We start from the raw sequence: 22,622 nt of genomic DNA, 5'->3' as shown, positions 1-22,622 counted from the left end.
GAGGCTCAGGCCTCCTGCTCGGGAGTGCCGAGAATGCGCGCGGCCCGAAGCGCGGCGCGCTGCCGGAACCAGCGGCGCACGAGCACGGCCACACCCACGGCGAATACGAGCGCGAGCAGCCAGCGCAGCCCGCCCTGCACATCCGCGAGCACCCGGGGACCGAAGCGCATGCCCAGCCAGGTCATGCCCAGGGCCGGAATCCAGGCGGCGGAGCCATCGGCCAGGACGAACTGGCGGTAGGGCAGCCGCGTGGCGCCCGCGAGCAGGAAGGCCGGAGCGCGCAACCCGGGCAGGAAGCGCGCGAGCCACACCGCCATGGGCCCGCGCTTCATGTACATCTCCTGCAGGAGCGTGACGCGGGCGGGCGGCAACATCCTGGCCAGCCTCGGATGGGAGAAGACCCGAGGGCCGAGCGCGTAGCCGATCCGGTACAGCGCGCTGTCTCCGGCGAGGATGCCCAGCCAGGCGGCGAGCACCATGAGGGGAAAGCTCGCGCCGCTGCGCGCGACCACCAGCCCTCCGGTGAGGACGACCAGCTCCTCGCTCAGCGGCGCACCCACTCCGCACAGCACGAGCAGCAGGAAGACGGCGGGATACGAGAAACCGGCGATCCACAGGGCGATCTGCTCTTCCACCGTGCCTCCTGACCGGCCACAAGGTGGACATTCCCCGGGGCCGGGAAAAGGGAGTGACCCCCGAGACCGTTCCCTCGCCTGCCCATGCACCCATGGACAGTCCGACACCTCCCGTGGTTCAGCCCACGCGCCGCTCGCCGCGAGCCGGTCCCTCGACCTCGGCGAAGAAGCCCTTCACCGCCTCGAGGATCTGCCCGGGCTGATCGATCGGCGCCGCGTGACGCGAGTCCCTCAACTCCTGGAGGCGAGCGTTCGCGAGGAGACTGGCATACGCCTTCTTCGCGGACAGCGGCGTGTAGTCGTGGTCGGAGGCGAGGACCAGGACCGGACAGGAGATCTCCTTCAGACGCTCCAGAACGCTCCAGCCAACGAGCCCACGCGTCGCACGCTGGTAGGCGTCTGGCTCGTTCGAGCCAATGGACTCCTCGACCCGCCGCCGCAGTTCCGCCTGTTCCGGCTTGGGAAAGAGCTTCGGCGCGATCAGCCTGGCCAGCATCCTCGGTCCGAGCGTCTTCAACAGCAGCATCCGCGTGGCGAACATGAGCCGCATGCCGGGTGTCCGCGGAACCATGTCGGGTCCGCTGTTGATGACGGTCAGGCTGCGCACGAGCGCCGGGCACTCCACCGCGAGCTGAAAGCCAATCATGCCTCCCATCGAGAGCCCGACCACATGCACACGGGTGACGCCCAGGCGTGCGCAGAGGGCGGCCATGTCCCGGGCGAAGAGCGGCACCCCGTAGGCCCCCGCCGGTTTGTCGCTGCGCCCGTGGCCCCGGACATCCGGAACGAGGATCCGGTGATGCGTCGCGAGCCCAGGCGCGACGAACTCCCAATCCCGCCCCGAGGAGCCAAGCCCATGGAGGAGCAATACAGGCTCTCCCGCACCGGACTCCTCGAGGTGCAGGGACAGGTCATCAAGCCGAATCATGGGCATGGACGGGGCCTCGGGTTCCAATGGGCTCCTGTACGATCGATCTCCCATTCGAGCGATTGAACAGGGCCAGCAGGATGTGTTATCCACCCTAATTGAACGAACGATCGTTCAGCAAGGCGATTCATGCGCTCCCTTCCCCGGTCACGTCTACAGGTCCAGAAGGCGACCCTGCCCACGACGGTGCCCGACGGCACCCGGCGGCGGGTGTTGGAGATGGCCCTGCGGCTCTTCGCGGGCCAGGGGTTTCATGGCACGTCGATCCGGGATGTCGCGAAGGCGCTGGAGCTACAGCCGAGCGCGCTCTATGCGCACTTCCCCTCCAAGGAGCACATCCTGGCGGAACTCGTCCAGCTCGGCCACGAGGCGCACCACCAGGCGCTCCGCAAGGCGTTGCTGGGCGCGGGCAACGAACCGGAGGCACAGGTACGAGCGCTCATCCGGGCCCACACCGTCATGCATGCGACCCACCCGCAGCTGTCAGTCGTGGTGAATGAGGAGAGCCACGCCCTGCCACCCGAGCTCGCCGCACCGGCGGTGGCGCTGCGAAACCAATCCGCCGCCTTCCTGCTCGAGGTGATCGAACGGGGTGTGGCGATGGGACGGTTCTCTCCTCCCCACGCGGTCGCGACCGCGGCGGCGATCTCCGCGATGGGGGTGCGCATCCCGTACTGGTACGAGCCGGATGGCTCGCTCGAGGTCGACACCCTCGCCGATATCCACGCCGAGCTGGCGCTCCGCATGCTGGGAGGACGCTGACGGAGCAGCACCTCCGCGCCCACCAGAAGGCGCCGCCGCGTGCACCGACTGAAGTGCCCACACTGAAGCAGGAAGCAAGGAGATGACCATGAAGCGGAGTCATGGCGCATTCGTGCGCGTCGGTGCATTGCTGCTCGTGCTCTTCGCGTTGTCCGCGGCCCCGGCCCATGCCGGCGCCTGGGTGCATGGCTACTACGCGAATTCCTGGGGCGCCCGAGGCTTCCAGCTCTGGGTCCCCACCGGATATCAGCCGGGCGAGGAACTTCCCCTGGTGGTGGCACTGCATGGATGTTTCCAGAATCCGGATCAGTTCGCTGGCCTCACGCGTCTGAACCAGAAAGCAGACGCGGAGAGGTTCCTGGTCCTCTACCCGAACCAGGCGACGCTCTCCAATGGCACACAATGTTGGAACTTCATGATCGCCACCAACATGGAGCGCGGCATCGGCGAGCCCTCCCTCATCGTGGGCATGGTGGATTGGGTGAAGAGCCAGTACGCGGTGGACGCGCGCCGCGTGTATGTCGGGGGAGTCTCCGCCGGAGCGGTCATGAGCGGCATCCTGCTCGCCTGCTATTCGGATGTATTCGCCGCCGGCATGGTGGGAGCGGGGGCGATGTACAAGGCGGCGACCACCGCCTCCGGCAGCGCCTTCGCCATGCTCTTTGGCAGTATCTACAACCCCGATGATCGCGGCCGTGACGCCTGGGCGTGCTCGGGCAAGCCGCGCAGGCAGATCCCCGTGCTCGTCCTCCACGGGACCGAGGATGACGTCGTCAACCCGACGAACGGCGAGCAGGCCGTCCGGCAACTCCTGCAGACCAATGACTACGGTGATGACGGTGCCGACAACGACAGCGTGCCCTACCGTCCCACCCAGGTCCGCAATGGCGGTGTACCCGGAGGCCGCGCCTACACCGTCAAGGATTACGTCTATGCCGGACGTCTGCTGGTCCAGAAGTATGAGATGCAGGGCATGGGTCACGCCTGGCCCGGCGGTGACCCCGCCTACCTGTTCTCCGATCCCTCCGGTCCCGATGCCACCACCCTCATGTGGGACTTCTTCAAACAGCACACGCGCTGATCCCCGGTGGCCCAGGGGCTTCCGGCCCGAGCGCGTCAGGCCAGCACGGACCTGCCCTTGCGCAACAGGTTGAAGAGCTTGTCCCTGTCCAGCCCGTCGGAAGAGAAGGCGCCGCGGGCGAAGACCTTCCCGAGCGCCGCATCCGAGGCGTCGAACCCGCCACTCTCGAAGTGGTGCCTGGCCTTCACCCGGGCCTGGACGTCGTGGTCATCCTCGATGACCACTTCCGCCTTCAAGGCCCTCCCCACCCGGAGCGAGTGATCGTTGCCATGGCCCCACACGACCTGGGCCTCCACGTCCTCGCCCACCACCACCTCACCGCTCGTGTCCATTCCGGTGGCACGCAATGAACCACCCACCACCAGCAGTCCTTCCGGGCCCGCGTTGCGAAGCACTCCCTCCACCTTCAGGTGCCCCGTCACGAGCAGCGGCCCGGCGAGGTCCACGTCGCCCTGGATCGTGAGGTCCCCCCGCACGAAGCGGGGAGCCTTGGAGAAGGACGGCACCTTCTGCTCGGGTGGAAGGACGGCGCGGGCGAGATCCACCACCGCCATGGCCACCCAGGGCCGCTCGCCCCGAAGCTCCGCCGCGGCCTGATCCCAGGAGGTCGCGCCCCCCAGCACGAGGCTCTTCAGGACGCGCTCCACCGACGCCACGTCCTCGTCCTCGAAGTACCAGGCCTCGAGCAGCGCCGTCCCCCGCCTGCCCAGTGCGTCCAGCAGGGGCCGCACGTCCAGGCGTCCGCCCTTGCCCGAGGGAGCCTTCGCGCCCATGAGCTGGGCGAGGTGCGGGTTCTTCTCGTCCAGCGCCTCCTGCGCGGGGGTCCTCCCCTCCGAGGACTTACGGGTGGTATCCGCCCCCGCCTGGAGCAGGACCTCGATGACCGGCCCACGCTCCTTGAAGCGCGCGTGCTGATGCAGCGGCGTCCAGCCCTTGCCAGCGTTGGGGTTGGCACCGGCGTCGAGGAGCGCCCTGGCCACCTCCGGCTGCCGTGCATTGAAGAGCGCCGACCTGCCGTCGCTGTCGAGCGCGTCCACCGGCACCCCGCCCCGGGCCAGGAGGGAGATGCAGGACACACCGTCATGCTCGGCGGCGGCGTGCAGGGGCGTGGCCCCGGTGTCATCGGAGACCAGCGGTGAGAGCCCCAGGCGGAGCAGTTCCCGCACCAGCGCCGCGTCGTCCACCATCGCGGCCAGATGGAGAGCGCCGCGCTTGTCGCTGTCTCGCGCCTCCAGGTTCGCACCCAGCGCTCGCAGGGCCAGCACCCGGCCCACCCGCCCGCCGCTGACGAAGCCGGGACCGAAGTGAGGCGAGGCATCCAGCCCCGCCGCGAGCAGGAGTCCCTCATCCAGCGCCTTGCCCTTCTGTCCCTTGGGACGAGCCGCGGGCTTCCGCTCGCGCAGCCACGCGAGAAAGCCCCCATCGGAGAACGCCCCCTCCAGTCCCTGGAAGTTGAGCGGATCGTCGTCACCCTCCACGTCAAAGGCTCGCAGCCCCGGCGACTCCTCCACCCGGGCGAGCAACTCCTGGTACCCCTTCCCCGGCTTCTCCCCGGTCAGCAGGCGCCAGGCCTCGAGTCCCCGGCGAGCACGAGCATGATCCACGAGTTCCCGCAGGCGATGGGCTTCATCCAGTGCGGACTCCACCTGATCGAGCTGAGCCGGAGTGGGATGGCCCCTCACCACCTCTTCCGCCCACTGGCTCAGCGCCAGGGAGCGGGCCCGCTGGGCATCCGTCAGCTTTCCGCCGGGTTTCGTGCCCCGGGTCAGCGTGAGGAGGTGGTCGCGGATCCGCCAGTGCTCGGCCTTGAGCTCACGCTCCCATCGGAGAGGATCTCCGCGCCTCGTCGGGTCCAACGCCCAGTTCAGGGAGTGCAACGCCCGCAGGTGGTCCGGCTCGGCGGCAATCACCTGGCGCAGGAGCGGAATCGCCTCTTCCAGTTCGGGCGGCGACTCGTCGAGCAACCGGTCCGCCTTCTTCATCAGCGCGGCGACATCCACCTTCTTGGGAGTCTGGGTACGGGGCATGACGCGTAAACTGCCACACCGAATGGGCTCATGGGTTCGGCCAAGGCAGGGCGATTGAGCTCTCCCTCGCCCCCTGCCCCTCGTTCGTGAGGGGAACCCTCGAGAATCGAGGCACGGACGAGGGGGCGCCCGCCTCCCTCCCGACACCTCAGAATAGGGATGAGCCAGGAGGGTGTTGCCCATTCGTTGTCCATGCCAGTGCCCGGTGAGGTGCTGATGACGAATGGCAGTGCCAACACCTTCGGCCTGTCGTGCCAGTGCCCTCGGGGGGACCCGTTCGATGAGACGTAAGCAGCCGCTTCAGCCGGCCGGACTGGCCCTTGTCGCCAGTCTGCTCCTCGCGCTCCTCCTCTGGGCCTCCAACCGTTCCTGGCGAAGTCTCATCGAAGCCGACTCCTGGGTGAAGCATACCCAGGACATTCAACTCGCGACGGAGCGCCTTCAGAGCATCCTCGTGGATGCCGAAACAGGTCAGCGTGGTTTTCTCGTCACGGGCAACGAGTCGTATCTCACCCCATACCGGCACGCCCTGGACAGGTACCGGGCAGCCCTCTCGGAGGTGAAGCAGCTCGCCGACTACAGCCCCGCTCAACGGCAACGCGTCGAGAGGCTGCAGCCCCTGGTCAGAACAAAGATGGAGGAGCTCGCGCGCACCATCCACCTCCGACGGCAAGCGGGAGGCCAGGAAGCGGCCCTGGCCATCGTTCGCACGGACCTGGGCAGGAGAACGATGGACGAGGTCCGCGGCGTTCTCCAGGAGATGAACCAGGAGGAGCGACACCTGCTGACGGTGCTCGCGGCACAGGCGCAACACCGCGGGCACCAGTTGCGGCTTTTCATCTTCTCGATATGCGTTGCCCTGGCCCTGGTCGGTGGCTCGGCCTGGGCGGGCTACCGTCGGCAGGCCCTGACGGAGTCAGCCCTGCGTGAAAGCGAGGAGAGCTTCCGCCGCCTCACCGAGAACAGCCCGGACCTCGTCACGCGCTTCGACCCACGGCGTCGGCTCATCTATGCCAACCCAGCCACCTGCCACACCATGGACCGTGGGCCCGACGCACTGCTGGGCCGGACCCCTCATGAGCTGGGATTGTCACCCGAGGCGGAGACACTCTGCGCGGCGACACTCGACAGGGCGTTCGCGGGCGAGGACGGGACGATGGTCGTCCCCTTCAGGAACTCGCGCGGAGAACGTTGCTTCCAGACGCGCTTCGTTCCCGAGCGCGACGCACGCGGACAGGTGGGCTCCGTGTTGAGCATCAGTTGGGATGTGACCCGGTACACGCGCCAGCAGGAGGAGGAGCGGCAGCGTGCGGACTTCGCGCAGCAGATCGTCGGCATCGTGTCTCACGATCTGAAGACTCCCCTCAACGCCATCCTCCTCTCCACGGCATCGTTGTTACGCCGCGAGCTGGACGAGAAGACGACGAAGGCCGTCGTCCGCATCCACTCCGTCGCCGAGCGCGCCACCCGGATGATTCGAGACCTCCTCGACTTCACGCAGGCCCGGCTGGGCCGCATTCCCATCGACCGCAGGCGGGTGAACCTCCACGAACTGGCCCACCATGCGGTGGAGGAGGTGCGGCTGGCTCATCCGGACAGGACGGTGAAGTTGAATCTCGAGGGAGACGGGTGGGGCCAGTGGGATGGAGACCGGCTCGCCCAGGTGCTCTCCAACCTGCTGTGTAACGCTCTGGCCTATAGCCCCCCGGACACCCCAGTGCAGGTGGCGGTACACGGAAGCAGCGACGAGCCCGTGATCACCATCCACAACCTGGGGGAGCCCATCCCTCCCGAGCTGCGTTCGCGGCTCTTCGAGCCCATGCAGCGAGGTTCCCCCCCCAAGGACAAGGGCAGCCGAAGCATTGGTCTGGGGCTCTTCATCGTGAAGCACATCGTCATGGCGCACGGTGGCCACATCGACGTGGAGTCCTCGAAGGAAGAAGGGACGACCTTCCTCGTACGGATGCCCCGGACCTGAGCGGGCTCAGGAGTGAGCCCACCGGGTTGCCGCAACTGGCCGGTTCAGCGCGAACGGGGTGCACCCCCCGCCGCGAGGGCAGGAGGAGGTGTGAGGCCCACGCCGACCGCCTCCCAGGCCGCCGTCACGGAGCCCGTGGAGTAGGAGAGATCCTGCGCGGCCTGCTCGGTGTACGCCCTCGCCTGGGCGAACGTGGTGCTCGCCGTGAAGTAGTCCGTGCCCGCCTTGTAGAAGATCCGCGCCGCCTGCTCCACGCCGATGCCCGCCACGGTGACGCTCGTCTTGCCCCGCGGGTGCAGGCCTCCCTTGGACAACAGCGCGAAGGCCAGATTGCTGATACCCGAGCTGTAGTGCACGCTCGTGCTCGAGGTGTAGTCGGGGTAGTAGTCCAGCGAGCGGCCGTCTTTGCGCGGATCATCCAGGTAGCGCAGCGCATCCCCCGCGGTGGCCGGCGTCCAGGAGGACTCGGCCAGCTTCCAGATGTCGGGCCCGGTGGACCAGCCCGTCTCCCAGCTCGAGCAGAAGACGGCGGCGATATCGGACATGGACTCGTTGAGGCCACCGGACTCACCCGTATAGACGAGGCCGGACTCGGCACCGGTCACCGCGTGGGTCATCTCATGGAAGATGATGTCCGGGTCCGAGCATGGAGCACTGATGCTGCTATCACCATCGCCGCACATGATCTGGGAATAGCCATTCCAATAGGCGTTGCCGTAATTGCGCAGGAAGTGGACGCTGGCCTGCAACGGCGCGCCCGCGTTGTCATACGAGTCACGGGAGAAGAGACTCTGGTAGCAATCGTAGAAGCGGCCCAGGTTGTCGTAGGCCACGTCCACGATCGCATCGCCCGTGGGAACCTCTCCCTCCTGGCGCACCAGCACGTTGCCACTGTTCGCCCTCGAGTAGATGACACGGTCCACCGCCTCGTGGTGGTCCGAGAAGCGCAGGACGAGGGTGCCCTCCAGGGCATCGATGAACACGTGCTCCCGCACGCGCCCGCCGCCCGACGCGTCCTCCACCACCAGCTCGTAGGCCAGCTTCAGCCGCGAGTCCGTGCTGGAACGGGCGTACTGGAGCCGGGGCTCGCCCCACACCCGCTCACCGCCCGGAACGAGCGCGAGCGCGGCATGCTCGAGGGCCTCGCGCGACAACCTCGCCTGGGCGGGCAGCGCCACGGCCTCTCCACCACGCGCCGAGCCGTTGGCCGCGTAGATGCGCCCGAGCTCATCCAGGTGAACAATGAGTTCCTCGCCGAACACGGGCAGCCCATTCAAGGTGCGCGAATAACGCACGTGGGTGTGGCCCCGCTCGTCGCGGGAGCTTCGCCGCACGACGAGGTCCGAGGCCCGCAGACGGAACACCGGAGCGATGGCGGCCAGGGGCTCGCGCACAGAGCCACTCGCCCGGCCGAAATCGCCCCGAATCATGAAGGGCATCCCGTCCTCGTGCGCGCCGATGATCCGCGCGGAGGGCAGCGCGGCGAGCGCGGAGCGGACATCCGCTGGAAGATCCGGGGCAAGGACTTGCGTGGCTTCATCCCCGGTGGGCTCGGGGAGTGTGGTGCCTCCACAGGCACCGAGCGAAAGCGAAACACAAGCGGCGAACAGGGAATGGCGCATGGGGACTCCTTATCAAGGGTGAGAGACTCAACGGCTGGAACACACCGCTCCGATGACGGGGAAATGCGTTCGGAGGGCAATGCTGGCGAGGAAAGGGAATCGGGACTCACTGCACCGTGAAGACCAGGTCGTCGTGGTCGTCGTAGGCGCCGCTGCTGCAGATGGACGCGGTGCTGTTGGTGTCGTTGCTCCCGTTGTAGCGGAAGTTCGCGCGAATGGCCTGCACACCGCCCGCGGGCAGGGTGTACGTGGCGGAGAGGGTGGTGGTGCCGGTGCTGCTCGGGCTGTACGTACCGATGAACGTCCACGAGGGGCTCGCGGCGTCCCCCGTGTAATACAGGTCCAGCTTGTCCGCCGAGGTGGAATAGGCATACACGGTGGCCTCGATCTTCACCGTCTTGCCCGCGGCCAGAGTCGTCCCATCCGTGGTGCTCACCTCGAGGCGATCGATGGACTCATCCCCGTGGTAGCTGCCCGAGGTGCCGTCCGCGCAGCCCGCGTTGAGCGTGTTGGGCGTGTTCAGTTCGGGGCCCAGGCCAGCGCGGCCGTCGAGCAGAGCACCCGAGTCACAATCCGGGCCCGCCGTGGCGCAACGGGGTGCCTTGTACGTCGCGTCGAAGACCGCGGTGTTGAGCGATCCCCCACCGCCCGGATCTTCACCTCCACCGTTCGTCGGGGGAGGAGTGTTGCCCTCGGTGGCACCCTTGGCCAGCTCGGCCACGAAGGACGCGCCCAGCTTCGCGAACTTCACCGAGTTGGCCGCCGTGCCCCCCATGAACGCCAGCGTGTCCTCCGCCCCGTGGATCTTCGGGTTCATCGTGCTCAGCGAGGCTTCGAAGGGCATCGAGGCCGGATAGCCCGCACTGGTCCACGAGGCATGGTCCGAGCAGGCATAGCCGCACCCGGCGCTGACGACGGTCAGCCCCGGCTGGTACGTGGTGACGAGGTTTCTGATCTGCGTGTTGAGCGCCGCGTTGGTTCTGTCCACCACGAGTCCGAAGTCGAACGTGTTGCCCTTGTAGTTGGTCATGTCCAACTGCAACACGCCCACCACGTTCACGCCGCTGCTCTTGAACGAATTGGCGATGGCCTTGGAGCCCAACAGGCCCACCTCCTCGCCCGCGTAGGCCATGAACTTCACCGTGCGCGCCGGCCTGTAGCCCTTGAGCACCGCCACGCGCAGCACCTCGGTCACCGAGGCCACGCCCGACGCGTCGTCATCCGCGCCCGGCGCCGTGCCCGTCGTGGGGTCGCTCAAGTTGATGGAGTCCAGGTGGCCACCAATCACCACCACCTCGTCGGGCAGCGTGGTGCCCTGGAGGGTGGCGATGACGGACGATTGCTTCCAGGAATGGGGGAAGAGCTCCACCGTGATGTCCGAGCGCCCGGCGGTGATCGTCTTCCACTTGTTCTCGAGCCAGGTGGACGCATCCGCTCCCGACTGCACGTCGTAGTAGCGGTTGGTCCAGTTGGTGGACAGCGAGTTGATGGTGCCCCGGATCTCCGTCTCCTGCACTTCGTCCAGCAGCGCATTCACCGAGGGGGCATTGTTGATGTCGTAGGTGATGAGCGAGGCCACCAACTGGGCAGACTGGGAAGCGCCGTCGGACTCCACCGCCGCGAACGCCTCGGCCTGGGAGTCATGGGTGACGAAACCCGCGCACCGGTTGAGCTTGTCGTGCATCGCCCGCGCCAGTTGCGCCACCTGCGACTCGCGCATGCGCAGCACCGCCACACCGCCCTTCTGGAACGTAGGAGCGGCCAGCGTCAGGCCCTGGCCCTGGAACGCGCCGCGCACCGGCTCCAACGCGTCCGTGCCGAGGGTGATCCACACCTCCTTCTCTTGTGGAGCCTTCGCGAACGCGGACGTGGCACATGCGAGCCACACGGCCACCGAACCCAACCTGCTCATTCTCATGCACATCTCCTCCGGGAGAGGAGTGTGCGCAAAGCAGGATGCATGCCGATTCCCCAACTCATCAGAACTTCAATGATGTCCTCCTCCCGCTGAAGACTCACTGGAGCATGGGTGCGGCAGCGCCCGCGCACGAGAATGTAAACAACATTTACACAAGACAAGCCAGGCCCATCAAAAACGCTGGGTTTCGCCTGCTCTCATTCACTGTCGTGAGTTCATACACTTCAGAGGGATTGAAGTCTGATTAGACCCCTATCTCTCGCTTCTTGAAACATGTGAATGAAGACTGGCACGAGCCCATGTCTTTTTTGGTTTCCTGGTTTTGGTTTCTTGGGATCATGGAGCACTCCTTCAAACAGCACACGCACTGACACCCTTTCCTGGAATTCTCTGGCATCCTTTGAGCCATGACCGCCCGACGTGCCTATGGCACCACGCCCTTCAACGCCCCGGGGGAGTTCGCCGGGCTCGACTTCTCTCCGGACTCGCGCGTCCTGCGGGCCATCCTCCCCGGCGAAGACACCTCCCTGCTGGTGTCCTTCGACGTGGCGCGCGGCACGGTGGCCGAGCAGCGGGAACTCAACGGACGCTGGCGGGTGGTCCACGCGCTGCCGGGTGGCGACGTCCTGCTCGGATGGTGGGGGCACATCCGCCGGCTCTCTTCCCGTGGGAAGGCGAAGTGGACGCTCGAGGGAACGCAGGGCCTCCATCTGGCCGCGATGAGCCCGGACCGCTCCGTGTTCGTCAGCATCGAAGGGTCCGAGGCGCTGGTCCGTGACGCCAGCCGCACCACCGTGCTCCACACCCTCCGCGAGAAGGACGGGGCCCTCCACTCCGTCGCCTTCAGCGCGGATGGAACGCTGCTGGCGACCGGGTCGTCGAAGGGAATCGTCCGGCTGTTCGACGCACGTACCGGCAAGGAGCGGGCGAAGCGGAGCAGTACCAAGGTCCTCGCCCTCGCCTTCTCACCCACGGGGAAGCACCTGCTCGTCGGTCATGGCACCGGTAAGGTGGAGCTGTGGGGCGTGGAGGATCTGAAGCCGGTGTCGCGCTTCGTGGCCCATCACACGTTCAAGGCGGGGGGAGGCGCCGGTTGCCGCTGGGTCGCCTTCTCATCGGACGGCGAGCGCGCGTTCTCGCTCGGCAACGAGCACCTGCTGCGTTCGTGGAGCGTCCCGGACGGTGACGAGGGACCGGTCATCCACGTGCCCAGGCGGCACGCGCAAGGTTCGGTCACCGCGCTCTCTCCCGATGGTCGGTGGCTCGCCACCGGCTCCACCCCGGGCGCGCTGAGCGTGTGGACAGCGGAGGATGGAACGTCGCACGGCGGAGGGGACGCCGCGCCCGCGCCAATTCTCGGACTGGCCCTCACCCCGCGCGCGGTCGTGGCCACATCGAACGACTCCTGCGTCTCCTGGGAACTCGACACCGGGAAGCGGACGGAGATTCCAGCCGGTTTCCCTCCCACGGACGCCAAGGGCCTCTCGTCCGGCCTGCTGGTGCGGCTCGACTACGAGTCCATCTTCGTCGGCAAGTCGCTCGACGCGAAGGCGCGCGAGGCCTTTCGGCTCTCCACCTACGCCTCGGGTCCGCTCGCGATCTCCCGGGACGAGACGCTGCTCGCCGCGCCGGCTCAGGAAAGCGTCCAGGTATGGGTACTGAAGCGTGGCCTGCTCCGGGCGGAGCTGCCGCACGAGGCGCCAGTGAGCGCGTGTGCCTTCGGCCCGAAGGACGCGTGGCTGGTCACCGCGGACAGCGCGCTGCACCTGTGGCGGATGGGGAAGTCACCGGAGGTGGTACGCGACATCTCCCTGGCGAGCGATGGGTCGGACACCATCGTGCGAGGGCTGGCGGTCTCCCCGCGCGGCTGGATCGCGGTCAGCGTGGACGGCAGCGACAACAACGCCGACGCGGAGAGCGCGCTGCTCCTGGTGGATCCACGCAGCGGCGAGACGTTGAGCCGGCTCGAACGTCGCGAGGTGCGGCTGGGGCAGGTGGCCTTCGTGGGGGACACGCGCGTCGCGGTGGCCGACTCGCTGGGGCGGCTGCTCCTCGCGGATGTGGCCAACCCGGCGAAGGCGCGCTGGCTCGAGCCAGAGGAGGAAGACGTCCGGCCCCAGACGCTGGAGAAGGAGGCGCGGCCCATCGCGATGCTCGGCGATGGGGTGGCCTACGTGGGCCCGGACGGCAGCGTGGTCGTGGAGACCCTGGCGAGGAAGAAGGCCGAGAAGGGCGCTCCCTTCCTGCTCGAGGCCGAGGCGAAGTCCGCCGCGAAGCCCAGTTCCGACGCGCGGAGCTACGCGAGGCGAACCTCTCCCGGGCGAAGTGCTACCGGACCGTCTTCTCCCTGGCCAGGCTGAGCGGGGCCCGCTTCGACGGCGCGGACCTCCGCGAGGTGGACCTCTCGAAAGCCCGGCTGTTCCACACGGATCTCCGTGGAGCGGACCTGCGCGGGGCGCGACTGCCCTCCGACATGAAGGAGGTGAAGCACGACGCGAAGACCCGATGGCCCAGGGGCTTCCGGCCCGAGAGCCGCTGAGTCAGGAGCCTGAGCGGACGGGGTTTCTCGTGCGGGCCTCACGTGAACAGCTTGAGCAACGCGGGCACGGTGAGCACCGCGGTGTAGTAGCCCATGAACTGCACGCCCGTATTGAAGCCGAGGGTGCGAGACAACAGCCCACCGAGCAGTCCCATCGTCAGGATCACCAGCAGCCCCAGGAGCTGACCTTCCCAGACACTGATGACGATGATCAGGCCGACGAAGGTGGCGATGATGGCCTCGTGGCTCACCTTGCGTGAGACGAACAACGCCGCCCGCCGCGCATGGTTCATGGCGAACGGGTACGACACCAGCGCCGCCAGCACCACGGACAGCATGCCGTAGCCAAGAAACTCCCAGTGGCTGAGCAGGTCGTGCAGGTTGTGCGTCTGCCCGGTGGCGGTATCCACCGTGAACCGTGGGGGCGCGTTGAACAGCGGCGCCGCCGGGCCGGCGGCCACCGGACTCAAGGGCAGGCCGAAGGCGATCAGCGGAATCAGCACTTCCGCGATGTAGGTGGCCTCGGTCACACCATTGCGCGTGGCCAGCACGGTGGTCAGCCGGTGATACGCATGCTTGATGCGCGAGCCCACGGCCTCGCCCATCACCACCGTCATGGCCACCGGGCTGAACACGAACGTGGCGCTGGACACCGCCGCGGCGGCGAGCGTCCAGCGGGTCTGGGTGGCATCGAGCACCTTGAACGGGTTGGGGAAATAACCCGACCAGCTCTTCACGTCCGGAGCCAGCGAGAACGTCCGGACGCGGTCGCGCCGCATGCGCGGCCCCTCGAGCGGGGAGAGCACCGAGAACAGGTCGGCCACCAGCGGGCCGATGGCGATTCCGAGGAAGTAGCTCACACTGAGCTTGACGCCGCGGCTGGCCGTGAAGGCTTGCAATGCCACGATGACGAGGACGAAGGGCACCAGCGTGATCACGGAGGCCCAACGGCCGCCAGACAGGTAGGCGATCAGCACCGCGGCCGTCACGAAGATCCACGGCGCCGACTTCGAGATGGTGTCCCCAAAGGGCGCGAGCAGGACGGCGAACAACACCGCCAGCGGCACCGCCAGGAAGGCGGCGAGGAGCCCCCCAGACACCATCTTGCGCAGCGCGATGTGCGGCACGCCGAGATTGCGCAGGATGTTGGCGTCCTGCAGCAGGGGAATGGCGGTGGTGTCGCCGGGAATGCCGAGCAGCGCGGTGGGGACCGCATGCGTCATGTGTTTGGCGACCGCTCCGGCGAGGAAGAAGGTGAAGACGCCCACGGGCGGCACGCCCAGCAGCGCGACCAGCAGGGTCGGCGGTGCGAGCGTCGTCGTCTCGTCCGTCCCGGAGATCAATCCGATGGCGGCGAACACCACCGCACCGAGCAGCCCCATTCCCGCGGCGATCAGGATCTGATTCAGGAGGTCCGGTTGCACTACCGCTCCTCCTTCGCCGAGGGTACGGCCTGGGGCATCCCCGAAGGGGTCACCGTGGCGTCAGGCACGACCGGCTGGGCGTTCGCGAACAGCTCGTAGATGTGCAGCGCCTTCATCTCATCCACCACCGCGGGCGGCAGCTCGGCAACCGCTCCGAGTCCACCGGACTGCGCGGCAAGCTCGTTCAGCACCTCCTGGCGCCACGAGGGATCGGCCCCCCCGTCCTCCACCACCTCTCGCTTGGGAGGGAACAGTGCGCCGCAGATGACACCGGACAGAACGCAGCCGGCCAGACCCGCCAGCATCGCGTAGGCACGCGCGAGCGCGGCACTGCCGACCCGGTCCACCAGGAGATGACTGGCCAGAAGGAAGCAGCCCAGGCTGACGACGAGTCCGATCCCGATGGACCACGCCAGGTGCCGCAGATCGACCGTATCGCCCCAGACCTCGGCCAGGTGCCCGTGTCGCAGGTTGTGTTTTTTCATTTCAATCCGGTAGCCGCGCGCGACTACCCCCCACCGAGGAGGACCACGTTCCTGCCTGTCTATACGCTCGTGGGCAGGAGCTGGCGCACGAGATCCAACAGCTTGCCACGCTCCACCTCGCGCTTGACGAGGTAGCCGTCCGCGCCCGCCTCCAGGCCGGCGGCACGCTCCTGGGGACTGTCCAGGGAGGTGCACAGGATGACGGGGATGTTGGACAGCTTGGGGTGGGCGCGGATGCGCCGGGTGAGGCCGATGCCGTCCAGCCGCGGCATCTGCCAGTCACTCACCACGAGCTGGCAGGGCGTGCGCTCGAGGATGCCCAGCGCCTCCTGTCCGTCACCGGCCGTCACCACCGAGTAGCCGGCGATCTCCAGCAGCGACTTGATGGCGAAGCGCGTGGTGAGCGCGTCGTCGCACACGAGGATGTGCGGGCGGCGCGTCTCGGTGGCGGCGCGCAGCACCACGGGCGCGGCGGCGACGCGCAACAACTCGGGCGCGTTGAGCACGGGCACCACGCTGCCGTCGTCCAGCACGGCCGCTCCGGCCAGGTGCGCCACGCCGCGCAGGTGCGGGCCCAGCGAGCGCACGACAATCTCCTGCTGGCCCACCACCGCGTCGATGGCGAACACCGCGCGCACGCCGCCGAGCGCCAGCACCATCGCCGTCTGCGGCTTGCCGGACTCGATGGCCAGGGGCAGCCGCGGCATGTGGATGGACGTGGAGAGCGCGTGGAAGGGCAGTTGCTCGTCCTCCACGCGCGCCACCACGTGTCCGGCCACCGTGCCCACGTCCGCGGGCATCAACCGCAGGACGCGCTCCACCGCGTCCGAGGGAATGGCCACCACCGACGTGCCGGCACGCACCAGCAGCCCCAGCGCGCCCGCGAGGATGAGGGGCAGATCGATGGTGAAGCGCGTGCCCTCTCTCGGGGAGAAGGAGACGTCCACCGCGCCCTGCAGCCGCGTGGCCGTGCTCTGCACCACGTCCAGGCCCACGCCCCGGCCGGACGTCTCCGTCACCTGCTCGCGCGTGGAGAAGCCCGGCTCGAAGATGAGCCGCGCGGCCTGCATGTCGGTGAGCTTGGCGGCCTCGGCCTCGCCGAGCAGCCCGCGCCGCACCGCCGTGGCGCGAACGTTCTCCGGGGACAGGCCCGCGCCGTCGTCCTCCACCACCACCGCCAGGCGCGTGCCCCGCGGCTCCACCCGGACGGACAACATGCCGCGGGGGGACTTGCCCGCGGCCACGCGATCGGAGGTGGACTCCAGGCCGTGGTCCAGGGCGTTGCGCACCAGGTGCTGGAGGGGATCCTTGAGCACGTCCACGATGCGCCGGTCGATGCGCACGTCCCCTCCGGCGAGCACCAGCTCCACGTCCTTGCCCAGCCGCGCGGCCAGCTCGCGCACCGTGCGCTTGAGCGGCTCGAGCATCTGCGACGCGGGCACCATGCGCAGATCCCTCAGGTCATCGCGCACCACCTGGGCCACCAGGGCGAGCTGCTCGCCCTCGCGGTGCGTGTCCTTGGAGAGCTGCAACAAGCGCTTCTGCACCCCGCGCACCTGACCCACGCCGGCACGCAGCGACTCCAGCGCCCCACCCCCATTGCCGGACAGCGCGAGCTGCTGGGCCGCGCGCTCCAGTTGCAGCAGGGCGTGGTTGGTCTGCTCCATCAGCTCGCGGTGGGCCTCCGCGCGGCGCAACTGCTGGGCACGGCCCGCCGCGAGCTGCTCCACCTGCAGGGCCAGCGAGTCGAGCGTGCGCACCGACACGCGCACCGCCCGATCCATGTCCGGCTGGCGTCGGCCCGCCGCCGAGCGCGCCGTCACCTCGGGCTCCGCCGGGGCCGAGGCGGGCTCGGGGGCCGTCTCCTCCGCGAGCGCCTCCAGCGAGCCGCGCAGCTGCACCAGCGCCCCGGCGATGTCCGAAGCCGCCACGCTGGCGCCGACTCCCGCCTCCTCCATGCGCGCGAAGCCGGCGCGGATGGAGCTCGCCAGGGACTCCACCGCGGTGATGCCGGCGGTGTTGGCCGCGGCCTTGAGCAGTTCGGCGAGCCCCACCGCCTCCCAGACGGCGCCGGGACGATCCTCCAGCCCGGGCGAGCACAACCGGCCCAGCGCCGACTCCAGCTTCTCGAGCGTCTGCAGCCCGTCACGCCGGAAGTGCGCCGACACCCGCGTCTTCGTCTCCGAGGGCGGCACGAAGCCACCCCGGCCGAGCCCCGCCAGGAGCCCGGAGAGCCCCTCGATGGTGGGTGGCTCGCCCGCGTCGCCCCGGTTGAGCGCGGCCTCGATGGCCGACAGGCTGCGCAGGGTGGAGTCCACCAGGCCCGGGGGTGGCACGTGGCCCGGAGAGCAGCGCGCGAGCCCGTCCTCGATGGCATGGACCAGCTGCTCGATGTCCGACAGGCCCAGGCTGGCCGCGGACCCCTTGAGGCTGTGCACCTCGCGCTTGAGCGCGGTGAGCTGCTCGGCGGCCTGTTCGGCGGTGCCCTGCTCCAGCCCGAGCACCGCCGTGCCGATGGTCTGCAACTGCTCGCGTGTTTCCGCGGCGAAGATGGGCCAGAGACTGCGCAGTACCCGGGGGTCCATGCGTCCTTCGTCCTATCCCCGGCCCGCCACGGACGGATCGCTCAGTTGCACCAGATCCAGCACCATCAGCCGGTTGCGCGTGAGCCAGGTGAAGGGACCCGGCGGCGGCTGGGACAGGTCCACGCGGGGCAGTTCCTGCCGTCCATCCACCTCCTCCACCGCCATCCCGAAGAACTCCTCGGCCACTTCCACCACCACCACGCGCGCCAGGTCCGACATGCCGCCGCCTTCCAGGCCCAGCACCTGCCGCAGGTCCAGCACCGGCACCACGCGCGAGCGCGACAGCAGCGCGCCGAGCACGTGGCGCGGCGCCCCCGGAAGGGGACACAAGCCCCGGGCCTCCAGCACGTGGTCCACCGCGTCGATGGGCACGGCATAGCGCTCGCCGCCCACGCGGAAGGCGAGCACCGATACCGTCTCGCGACGCTCCTCCTGGCGTGACTCGGCCAGGATGCGCGCGCGCTCGGCGAGCACCTCACGGCGGCGCTCCGGACTGAGCACCTGGGCTCCCTCGAGCACCGCCTGCGCCTCGTCCAGCTTGCGGCGCAGCGCCGTGTAGTCGATCTTCCCGCGTGACTCGTCGCCGACCATGACGCCTCTCAGTACTTGCTGGCGGGCAGCTTCAGGATGCTGCGCACCTTCTCGCGCAGGTCATCCACCGCCACGGGCTTGTTGAGAAAGGCGCTCGCGCCCACGAGCCGGCCCCGCTGCCGGCTCGCGTCGTCCTTGAGCGACGTGAGCATCACGAAGGGCGTGGAGAAGAGGATGGGATCCGCCCTCACCGCCGCACACAGCGCGAAACCATCCATCTCCGGCATCTGCACGTCGGAGATGATCAGATCCGGCTTGACCTCCCGGGCGCGGGCCAGCCCCTGGACGCCATTACCCGCCTCGAAGAACTCCAGCCCCCACCCCATCAGGTAGACCTGGATGAGGTTGGTGATGGTCTTCGTATCCTCGACGATAAGCACCTTCATTCTTCCACGTCCTCCACGAGCAGCCCCCCGGTCATAGTTGGTACTTCCCGACGAGGTCGGAGAAGCGTCTGGACAGGTTGGAGAGGTTGCCCGCCACCTGCTCGATGCGTTTGGTCCCCTCCACGTTGTCCTGCATGGCAATGGTCAATTCGTTCATGGCGACGGCGATCTGCTCGACGCCGATGGTCTGCTGGCGCGTGTTGCCGGCGATCTGCCGGGCGGCCGACGACGAGTCGCGGATGAGGTCGGACAGGCCCTTGATGGCGGCGCCGGCGCTCTGGGCGAGCTCCATGGCGGCCAGGGCGCGGCGGCTGCCCTCCTCGGTGGCCATCACCGCGGCGCGGGTGCCCTTCTGCACCTCGCCGAGCAGGGCACGCACCTGGTTGGCGGCCATCTTCGACTGCTCGGCCAGCGTGCGCATCTCCATGGCGACCACCGCGAAGCCGCGGCCCTGGTCGCCCGCCTTGGCCGCCTCGATGGAGGCGTTGAGCGCGAGCAGGTTGGACTGCTCGGCCACGTCCTTCACCGTGGTGATGATGTCGCCGATCTGCAGCGTCTGCTCGTTGAGGTCGGTGATGGCCAGGGCGATGGCCTTGACCTGCTCGCTGAGCTTCTCCATGGCGGCCACGCTCTCGCCGACGACATTCTGGCCCTCGGCGCTCAGCGAGTCCGAGCGGCTGGCGCCCGAGATGACGGTGTCGGCGAAGGACGTGGCCTGCCGGGACGTCTGGGCGATCTCCGCCACGGTGGCGCCCGTCTCGTGGATGGCGGAGGCCTGCTCGTTGGCCATGGCGGACTGCTGCGAGGAGGTGGCCAGCACGTTGGTGGCCTCGCGCTCCATGTCCGCCGCGGCGCTGCGCAGATCCTTGAGCATGTTGGTGAGCATCTCCGCCATGGTGGCGAAGCTGCGCGCCAGGTCGCCCACCTCGTCGATGCCGCTCGACTCGATCTGCTGGCGCAGGTCGCCCGCGGCGAGTCCGGCCGCCGCGCGTGCCAGACGCTCGAGCGGGATGATGAGCATGCGGCAGAGCACGGACACCACCACCAGACAGCCGGCGAGCGTGAGCACCCCCAGTCCGAGCACGCGCACGACCATGAGCGACACGGCCGATTCCAGCACGCTCAGCTCCAGGCCCACCTGCACCGAGCCCACCCGCTCGATGGCGTCCGGCGGGGCACCGGGCCACGAGGAGACGATGGGCGCGGAGATCTCCAGCACGGGCCGGCCACCCACGTACAAATCACGGGGCGCCGTGCTCAGGGACACCGGCGGCAGCAGGGCCGGGCTCACCAGGCGCTCCACCGCGGTGTGGGCGAGCATGTCGCCCTCGGGGCCGCGCACCACCACATAGGCCATGTCGGGGTCGGGTTGGTGGCGCAGCGCGGCGGCCGCGGCCTGCCGCAGCGACTCCGTGTCCCGCGCGGCCGACAGGTGATTGGCCAGCGAATGGCTCACCGCCACGGCGCGCTTGGTGAACTCCGCCTTGAGCGCCTCGCGCATCTGCAGCGAGAAGGCGGCCACGAGCAGGGCGATGACCAGTGCGCCCGACACCGCGGTGATGGCCACGATCCGCGTGCGCAGACTGAGCCGCCGCATGTCCAGCCGCTGGATCGTCAGTGGTCTCATGCCATTACCGTCCATGGGACCTCCCCAGAACAACGAGCGGCGCTCATCGCGCACCCGACTTTCCCATCTTCACTCCTGGAACGAGCGCGCGCCGCAACCCACCCACCGTCATCTCCTCGACTCCGCGCAGCACGAGTTCGTCATCCAGACCTTCCAGCGCCCGGAGCGCGTTGCGCCGCGCCCGCTCCGCCTCATCGGTCTGCCCCAGCTGTCCATACAACGCCACGAGCATGGCATGCCCGATGGCCAGTTGCGGCTCCAGATAGAGCGCCTTGCGCACGCAGGCCACGGCCTCGCGCACGTCTCCCCGCTGCTCGGCGACCATGGACAGCAGCAGGTAGGCCTCGGGCGACAGCTCGCGCGCCGCCAGGCGGGCGAAGGCCTCGGCCTGCTCGAAGTGTCCGGCGCGCGCCGCGGCCCGCGCCTGCTCCAGGGTGTCGCGCACCAGCGGGCCCGAGGGGGCCGCGGGCGCGAGCGTCTCGGGCAGGGAGGCGGCCAGGGACGCCACGGCGGGCGGGGAGTGGACCACCGGAACCATCTGGAACGATGCGACGGGCGTCCGGGACGGCCCCCGGACAGGGGCGGGCTCGGAGGGGGGCACCGGGAGCGACCCCGCCGTCAGGGGCTTGCGCAGCACGGGCAGCCCCTCGACCATCTGCTCCTCCAGCCCCAGTCCCCGGGTGAAGGGCAGCTCGGCGGGCGCCAGGAAGAGCCAGCCCCCCGGAGCGAGCGCCGCGAGCAGCCGCTTGAGCACGGTGGGGATGGTCTCGGGGGGGAAGTAGATGAGGACGTTGCGGCAGAAGATGGCCTGGGCCCCGGACAGGGGGGGAGGATCCGTCACGAGGTTGTGCCGCCGGAACTCCACCCGGGCCCGCACCTCGGTCGGCACGGTGACGGAGTCGGGCCGCAGGGTGAGGTAGCGCCGCTCCAACGCCAGCTCCATGCGCCGCACGGACCAGGGCGAGTAGACGCCCTGCCGGGCCTTGTCCAGGGCGCGGCCGGACACGTCCGTGCCCACCACGCGGATGTGCTCGGGCTGGAGGCCCGCGGTCAGCAGGGCCATGGCGATGCTGTAGGGCTCCTCGCCGCTCGCGCACCCGGCGCTCCAGACGAGGAAGGGCCCCACGTGCACGGAGGCCACGCGCGCCAGCTCGCGCAGCTGCTCGGGGTGGCGGAAGAAGTACGTCTCGCCGATGACCGCGTAGCCGATGAAGGACTCCACCGCCCCGGTGTCGCGCGCCAGCAGCCGGTGGAGGAAGTCGAGCGGCGGCAGGCCCTGGGCCTCGGCCGCGCGCGTGAGGGCGGTGCCCAGCGAGCGACGCACGCTGGGGGCCAGCACCATGCCGCACTCGGCGCGCAGGACGGACTCCAGACCTCCGAGCGCCGCGTCATCGAGCCGTTCCACCTTCCCCGGCTCCTTCACGCGCCCTCCGGAACGTTCAGGATGGCCGAGGCCCGCAGCAGCGGGCGGATGCCCTCGGGCGTGCGGCACAGGCCCGCCATCAGCCCCGTCCTGTCCCACGCGGTGGGGACGCCCTCCTCGACGGACCCCTCCACCAGCACGGGCGACTCGACGAGGTCGCGCACCCGGTCCACCAGCACGGCCACCATGCGCGAGCCGCCGCAGATGACCAGGTGCGCGTCCAGATCCGGCTCCCGCGGCACGCCCAGCATCGCCGCCAGGTCCACCACCACCGCGGGCGTGCCCCGGTAGAGCATGGTGCCGCGCACATGGGGCAGGGCCGCCGGCAGGGGCTCGATGGCCACCAGCCGTACCACCTCCAGCACGGCCTCCACGGGCAGCAGGGCGGTGGAGCCCGCCACCTCCACGGTGAGGTAGAGCCCCGGCAGGCGCTGGTCCACGCCGAGCGTACTCAGCTCCCGCCGCAGCCGGACGATCTCCTCCTCCAGCACCAGCAAGCGCTTCTGGACCGACGCACGTCTCGCCTGGGCATCAGCCGTCATTGGAGGAAAGTCGACCATGGCGGGCCCGCCTGAACGAGTCCGCGGGGGGAGGGATGGAACGGTAGTCCG

At 69.0% G+C, this 22,622-nt stretch carries 18 protein-coding genes; 5 read left to right on the top strand and 13 right to left on the bottom strand.

The genetic code is table 11. The features are described 5' to 3' along the window. Positions 1 to 5: 5 nt before the first annotated feature. Complete coding sequence (locus CYFUS_RS15390; RefSeq protein ID WP_157758456.1) at positions 6 to 635, bottom strand: DedA family protein; 630 nt, start codon at positions 633 to 635, stop codon at positions 6 to 8. 118 nt (positions 636 to 753) lie between these two features. Next, complete coding sequence (locus tag CYFUS_RS15385) at positions 754 to 1,563, bottom strand: alpha/beta fold hydrolase (RefSeq protein ID WP_232537575.1); 810 nt, start codon at positions 1,561 to 1,563, stop codon at positions 754 to 756. A gap of 129 nt (positions 1,564 to 1,692) precedes the next feature. Between CYFUS_RS15385 and CYFUS_RS15380 the strand changes: the two genes are divergently transcribed. Beyond that, positions 1,693 to 2,325 (top strand): TetR/AcrR family transcriptional regulator, encoded by a 633-nt coding sequence (locus CYFUS_RS15380; protein ID WP_095985913.1) that lies wholly within the window; start codon positions 1,693 to 1,695, stop codon positions 2,323 to 2,325. An 88-nt stretch (positions 2,326 to 2,413) separates the two neighbouring features. Then, positions 2,414 to 3,406 carry an alpha/beta hydrolase family esterase gene (locus CYFUS_RS15375; RefSeq protein ID WP_095992017.1) on the top strand — a complete coding sequence of 331 codons (993 nt, stop codon included), beginning with the start codon at positions 2,414 to 2,416 and terminating at the stop codon, positions 3,404 to 3,406. A gap of 35 nt (positions 3,407 to 3,441) precedes the next feature. On the opposite strand, the gene CYFUS_RS15370 is transcribed toward CYFUS_RS15375, so the two are convergent. Continuing rightward, on the bottom strand, positions 3,442 to 5,433 hold the full coding sequence (locus CYFUS_RS15370; protein ID WP_095985912.1) for an ankyrin repeat domain-containing protein: 1,992 nt from the start codon (positions 5,431 to 5,433) through the stop codon (positions 3,442 to 3,444). Between the two features lie 280 nt (positions 5,434 to 5,713). Between CYFUS_RS15370 and CYFUS_RS15365 the strand changes: the two genes are divergently transcribed. Beyond that, positions 5,714 to 7,411, top strand: a complete 1,698-nt coding sequence (locus tag CYFUS_RS15365; protein ID WP_198316584.1) for a CHASE3 domain-containing protein — start codon at positions 5,714 to 5,716, stop codon at positions 7,409 to 7,411. A gap of 44 nt (positions 7,412 to 7,455) precedes the next feature. Here CYFUS_RS15365 and CYFUS_RS15360 read toward each other — a convergent pair whose 3' ends face one another. Together CYFUS_RS15360 and CYFUS_RS15355 are read right to left on the bottom strand one after the other, a co-directional pair. Then, positions 7,456 to 9,033, bottom strand: a complete 1,578-nt coding sequence (locus CYFUS_RS15360) for a M4 family metallopeptidase (RefSeq protein ID WP_095985911.1) — start codon at positions 9,031 to 9,033, stop codon at positions 7,456 to 7,458. 106 nt (positions 9,034 to 9,139) lie between these two features. Then, complete coding sequence (locus tag CYFUS_RS15355; protein ID WP_332468372.1) at positions 9,140 to 10,945, bottom strand: M20/M25/M40 family metallo-hydrolase; 1,806 nt, start codon at positions 10,943 to 10,945, stop codon at positions 9,140 to 9,142. 413 nt (positions 10,946 to 11,358) lie between these two features. Here CYFUS_RS15355 and CYFUS_RS54530 point away from each other — a divergent pair, with 413 nt between their 5' ends. Continuing rightward, entirely contained in the window at positions 11,359 to 13,311 is a 1,953-nt protein-coding gene (locus CYFUS_RS54530; protein WP_232537574.1) for a WD40 repeat domain-containing protein, read from the top strand. A 35-nt stretch (positions 13,312 to 13,346) separates the two neighbouring features. After that, positions 13,347 to 13,490, top strand: a complete 144-nt coding sequence (locus CYFUS_RS54525; protein WP_232537573.1) for a pentapeptide repeat-containing protein — start codon at positions 13,347 to 13,349, stop codon at positions 13,488 to 13,490. A gap of 38 nt (positions 13,491 to 13,528) precedes the next feature. Here the strand turns inward: CYFUS_RS54525 and CYFUS_RS15345 are convergent, their stop codons facing one another. From CYFUS_RS15345 to CYFUS_RS15310, 8 genes are read right to left on the bottom strand one after another with little or no spacing between them, the layout of a single operon-like run. After that, on the bottom strand, positions 13,529 to 14,914 hold the full coding sequence (locus CYFUS_RS15345) for a tripartite tricarboxylate transporter permease (RefSeq protein WP_095985909.1): 1,386 nt from the start codon (positions 14,912 to 14,914) through the stop codon (positions 13,529 to 13,531). Next, positions 14,914 to 15,399, bottom strand: coding sequence for a hypothetical protein (locus CYFUS_RS15340; protein WP_095985908.1), 486 nt, complete (start codon positions 15,397 to 15,399; stop codon positions 14,914 to 14,916). Before CYFUS_RS15340 ends, CYFUS_RS15345 begins: the two co-directional genes overlap by 1 nt. A gap of 59 nt (positions 15,400 to 15,458) precedes the next feature. Continuing rightward, a complete protein-coding gene (locus CYFUS_RS15335; RefSeq protein WP_095985907.1) occupies positions 15,459 to 17,984 on the bottom strand; it encodes a hybrid sensor histidine kinase/response regulator in 2,526 nt (841 codons plus the stop codon). 12 nt (positions 17,985 to 17,996) lie between these two features. Continuing rightward, positions 17,997 to 18,575, bottom strand: coding sequence for a chemotaxis protein CheW (locus CYFUS_RS15330; protein ID WP_095985906.1), 579 nt, complete (start codon positions 18,573 to 18,575; stop codon positions 17,997 to 17,999). Positions 18,576 to 18,583: 8 nt separating this feature from the next. Beyond that, positions 18,584 to 18,961: a response regulator gene (locus CYFUS_RS15325; RefSeq protein WP_071899841.1), complete on the bottom strand. Its 378-nt coding sequence runs from the start codon at positions 18,959 to 18,961 to the stop codon at positions 18,584 to 18,586. Between the two features lie 31 nt (positions 18,962 to 18,992). Further along, positions 18,993 to 20,603, bottom strand: a complete 1,611-nt coding sequence (locus CYFUS_RS15320) for a methyl-accepting chemotaxis protein (RefSeq protein ID WP_095992015.1) — start codon at positions 20,601 to 20,603, stop codon at positions 18,993 to 18,995. Positions 20,604 to 20,631: 28 nt separating this feature from the next. After that, complete coding sequence (locus CYFUS_RS15315) at positions 20,632 to 21,993, bottom strand: CheR family methyltransferase (RefSeq protein ID WP_232537571.1); 1,362 nt, start codon at positions 21,991 to 21,993, stop codon at positions 20,632 to 20,634. Positions 21,994 to 22,007: 14 nt separating this feature from the next. Next, the gene (locus CYFUS_RS15310; RefSeq protein ID WP_095985904.1) at positions 22,008 to 22,571 is read right to left on the bottom strand and encodes a chemotaxis protein CheW; all 564 of its coding nucleotides are present in this window, start codon (positions 22,569 to 22,571) and stop codon (positions 22,008 to 22,010) included. Positions 22,572 to 22,622 lie beyond the last annotated feature (51 nt).

It is taken from the genome of Cystobacter fuscus, from assembly GCF_002305875.1.
Classification (GTDB): Bacteria; Myxococcota; Myxococcia; order Myxococcales; family Myxococcaceae; genus Cystobacter; species Cystobacter fuscus_A.
Note: the sequence above shows the minus strand (reverse complement) of the source record. Positions and strands in the feature narration are given on the sequence as shown.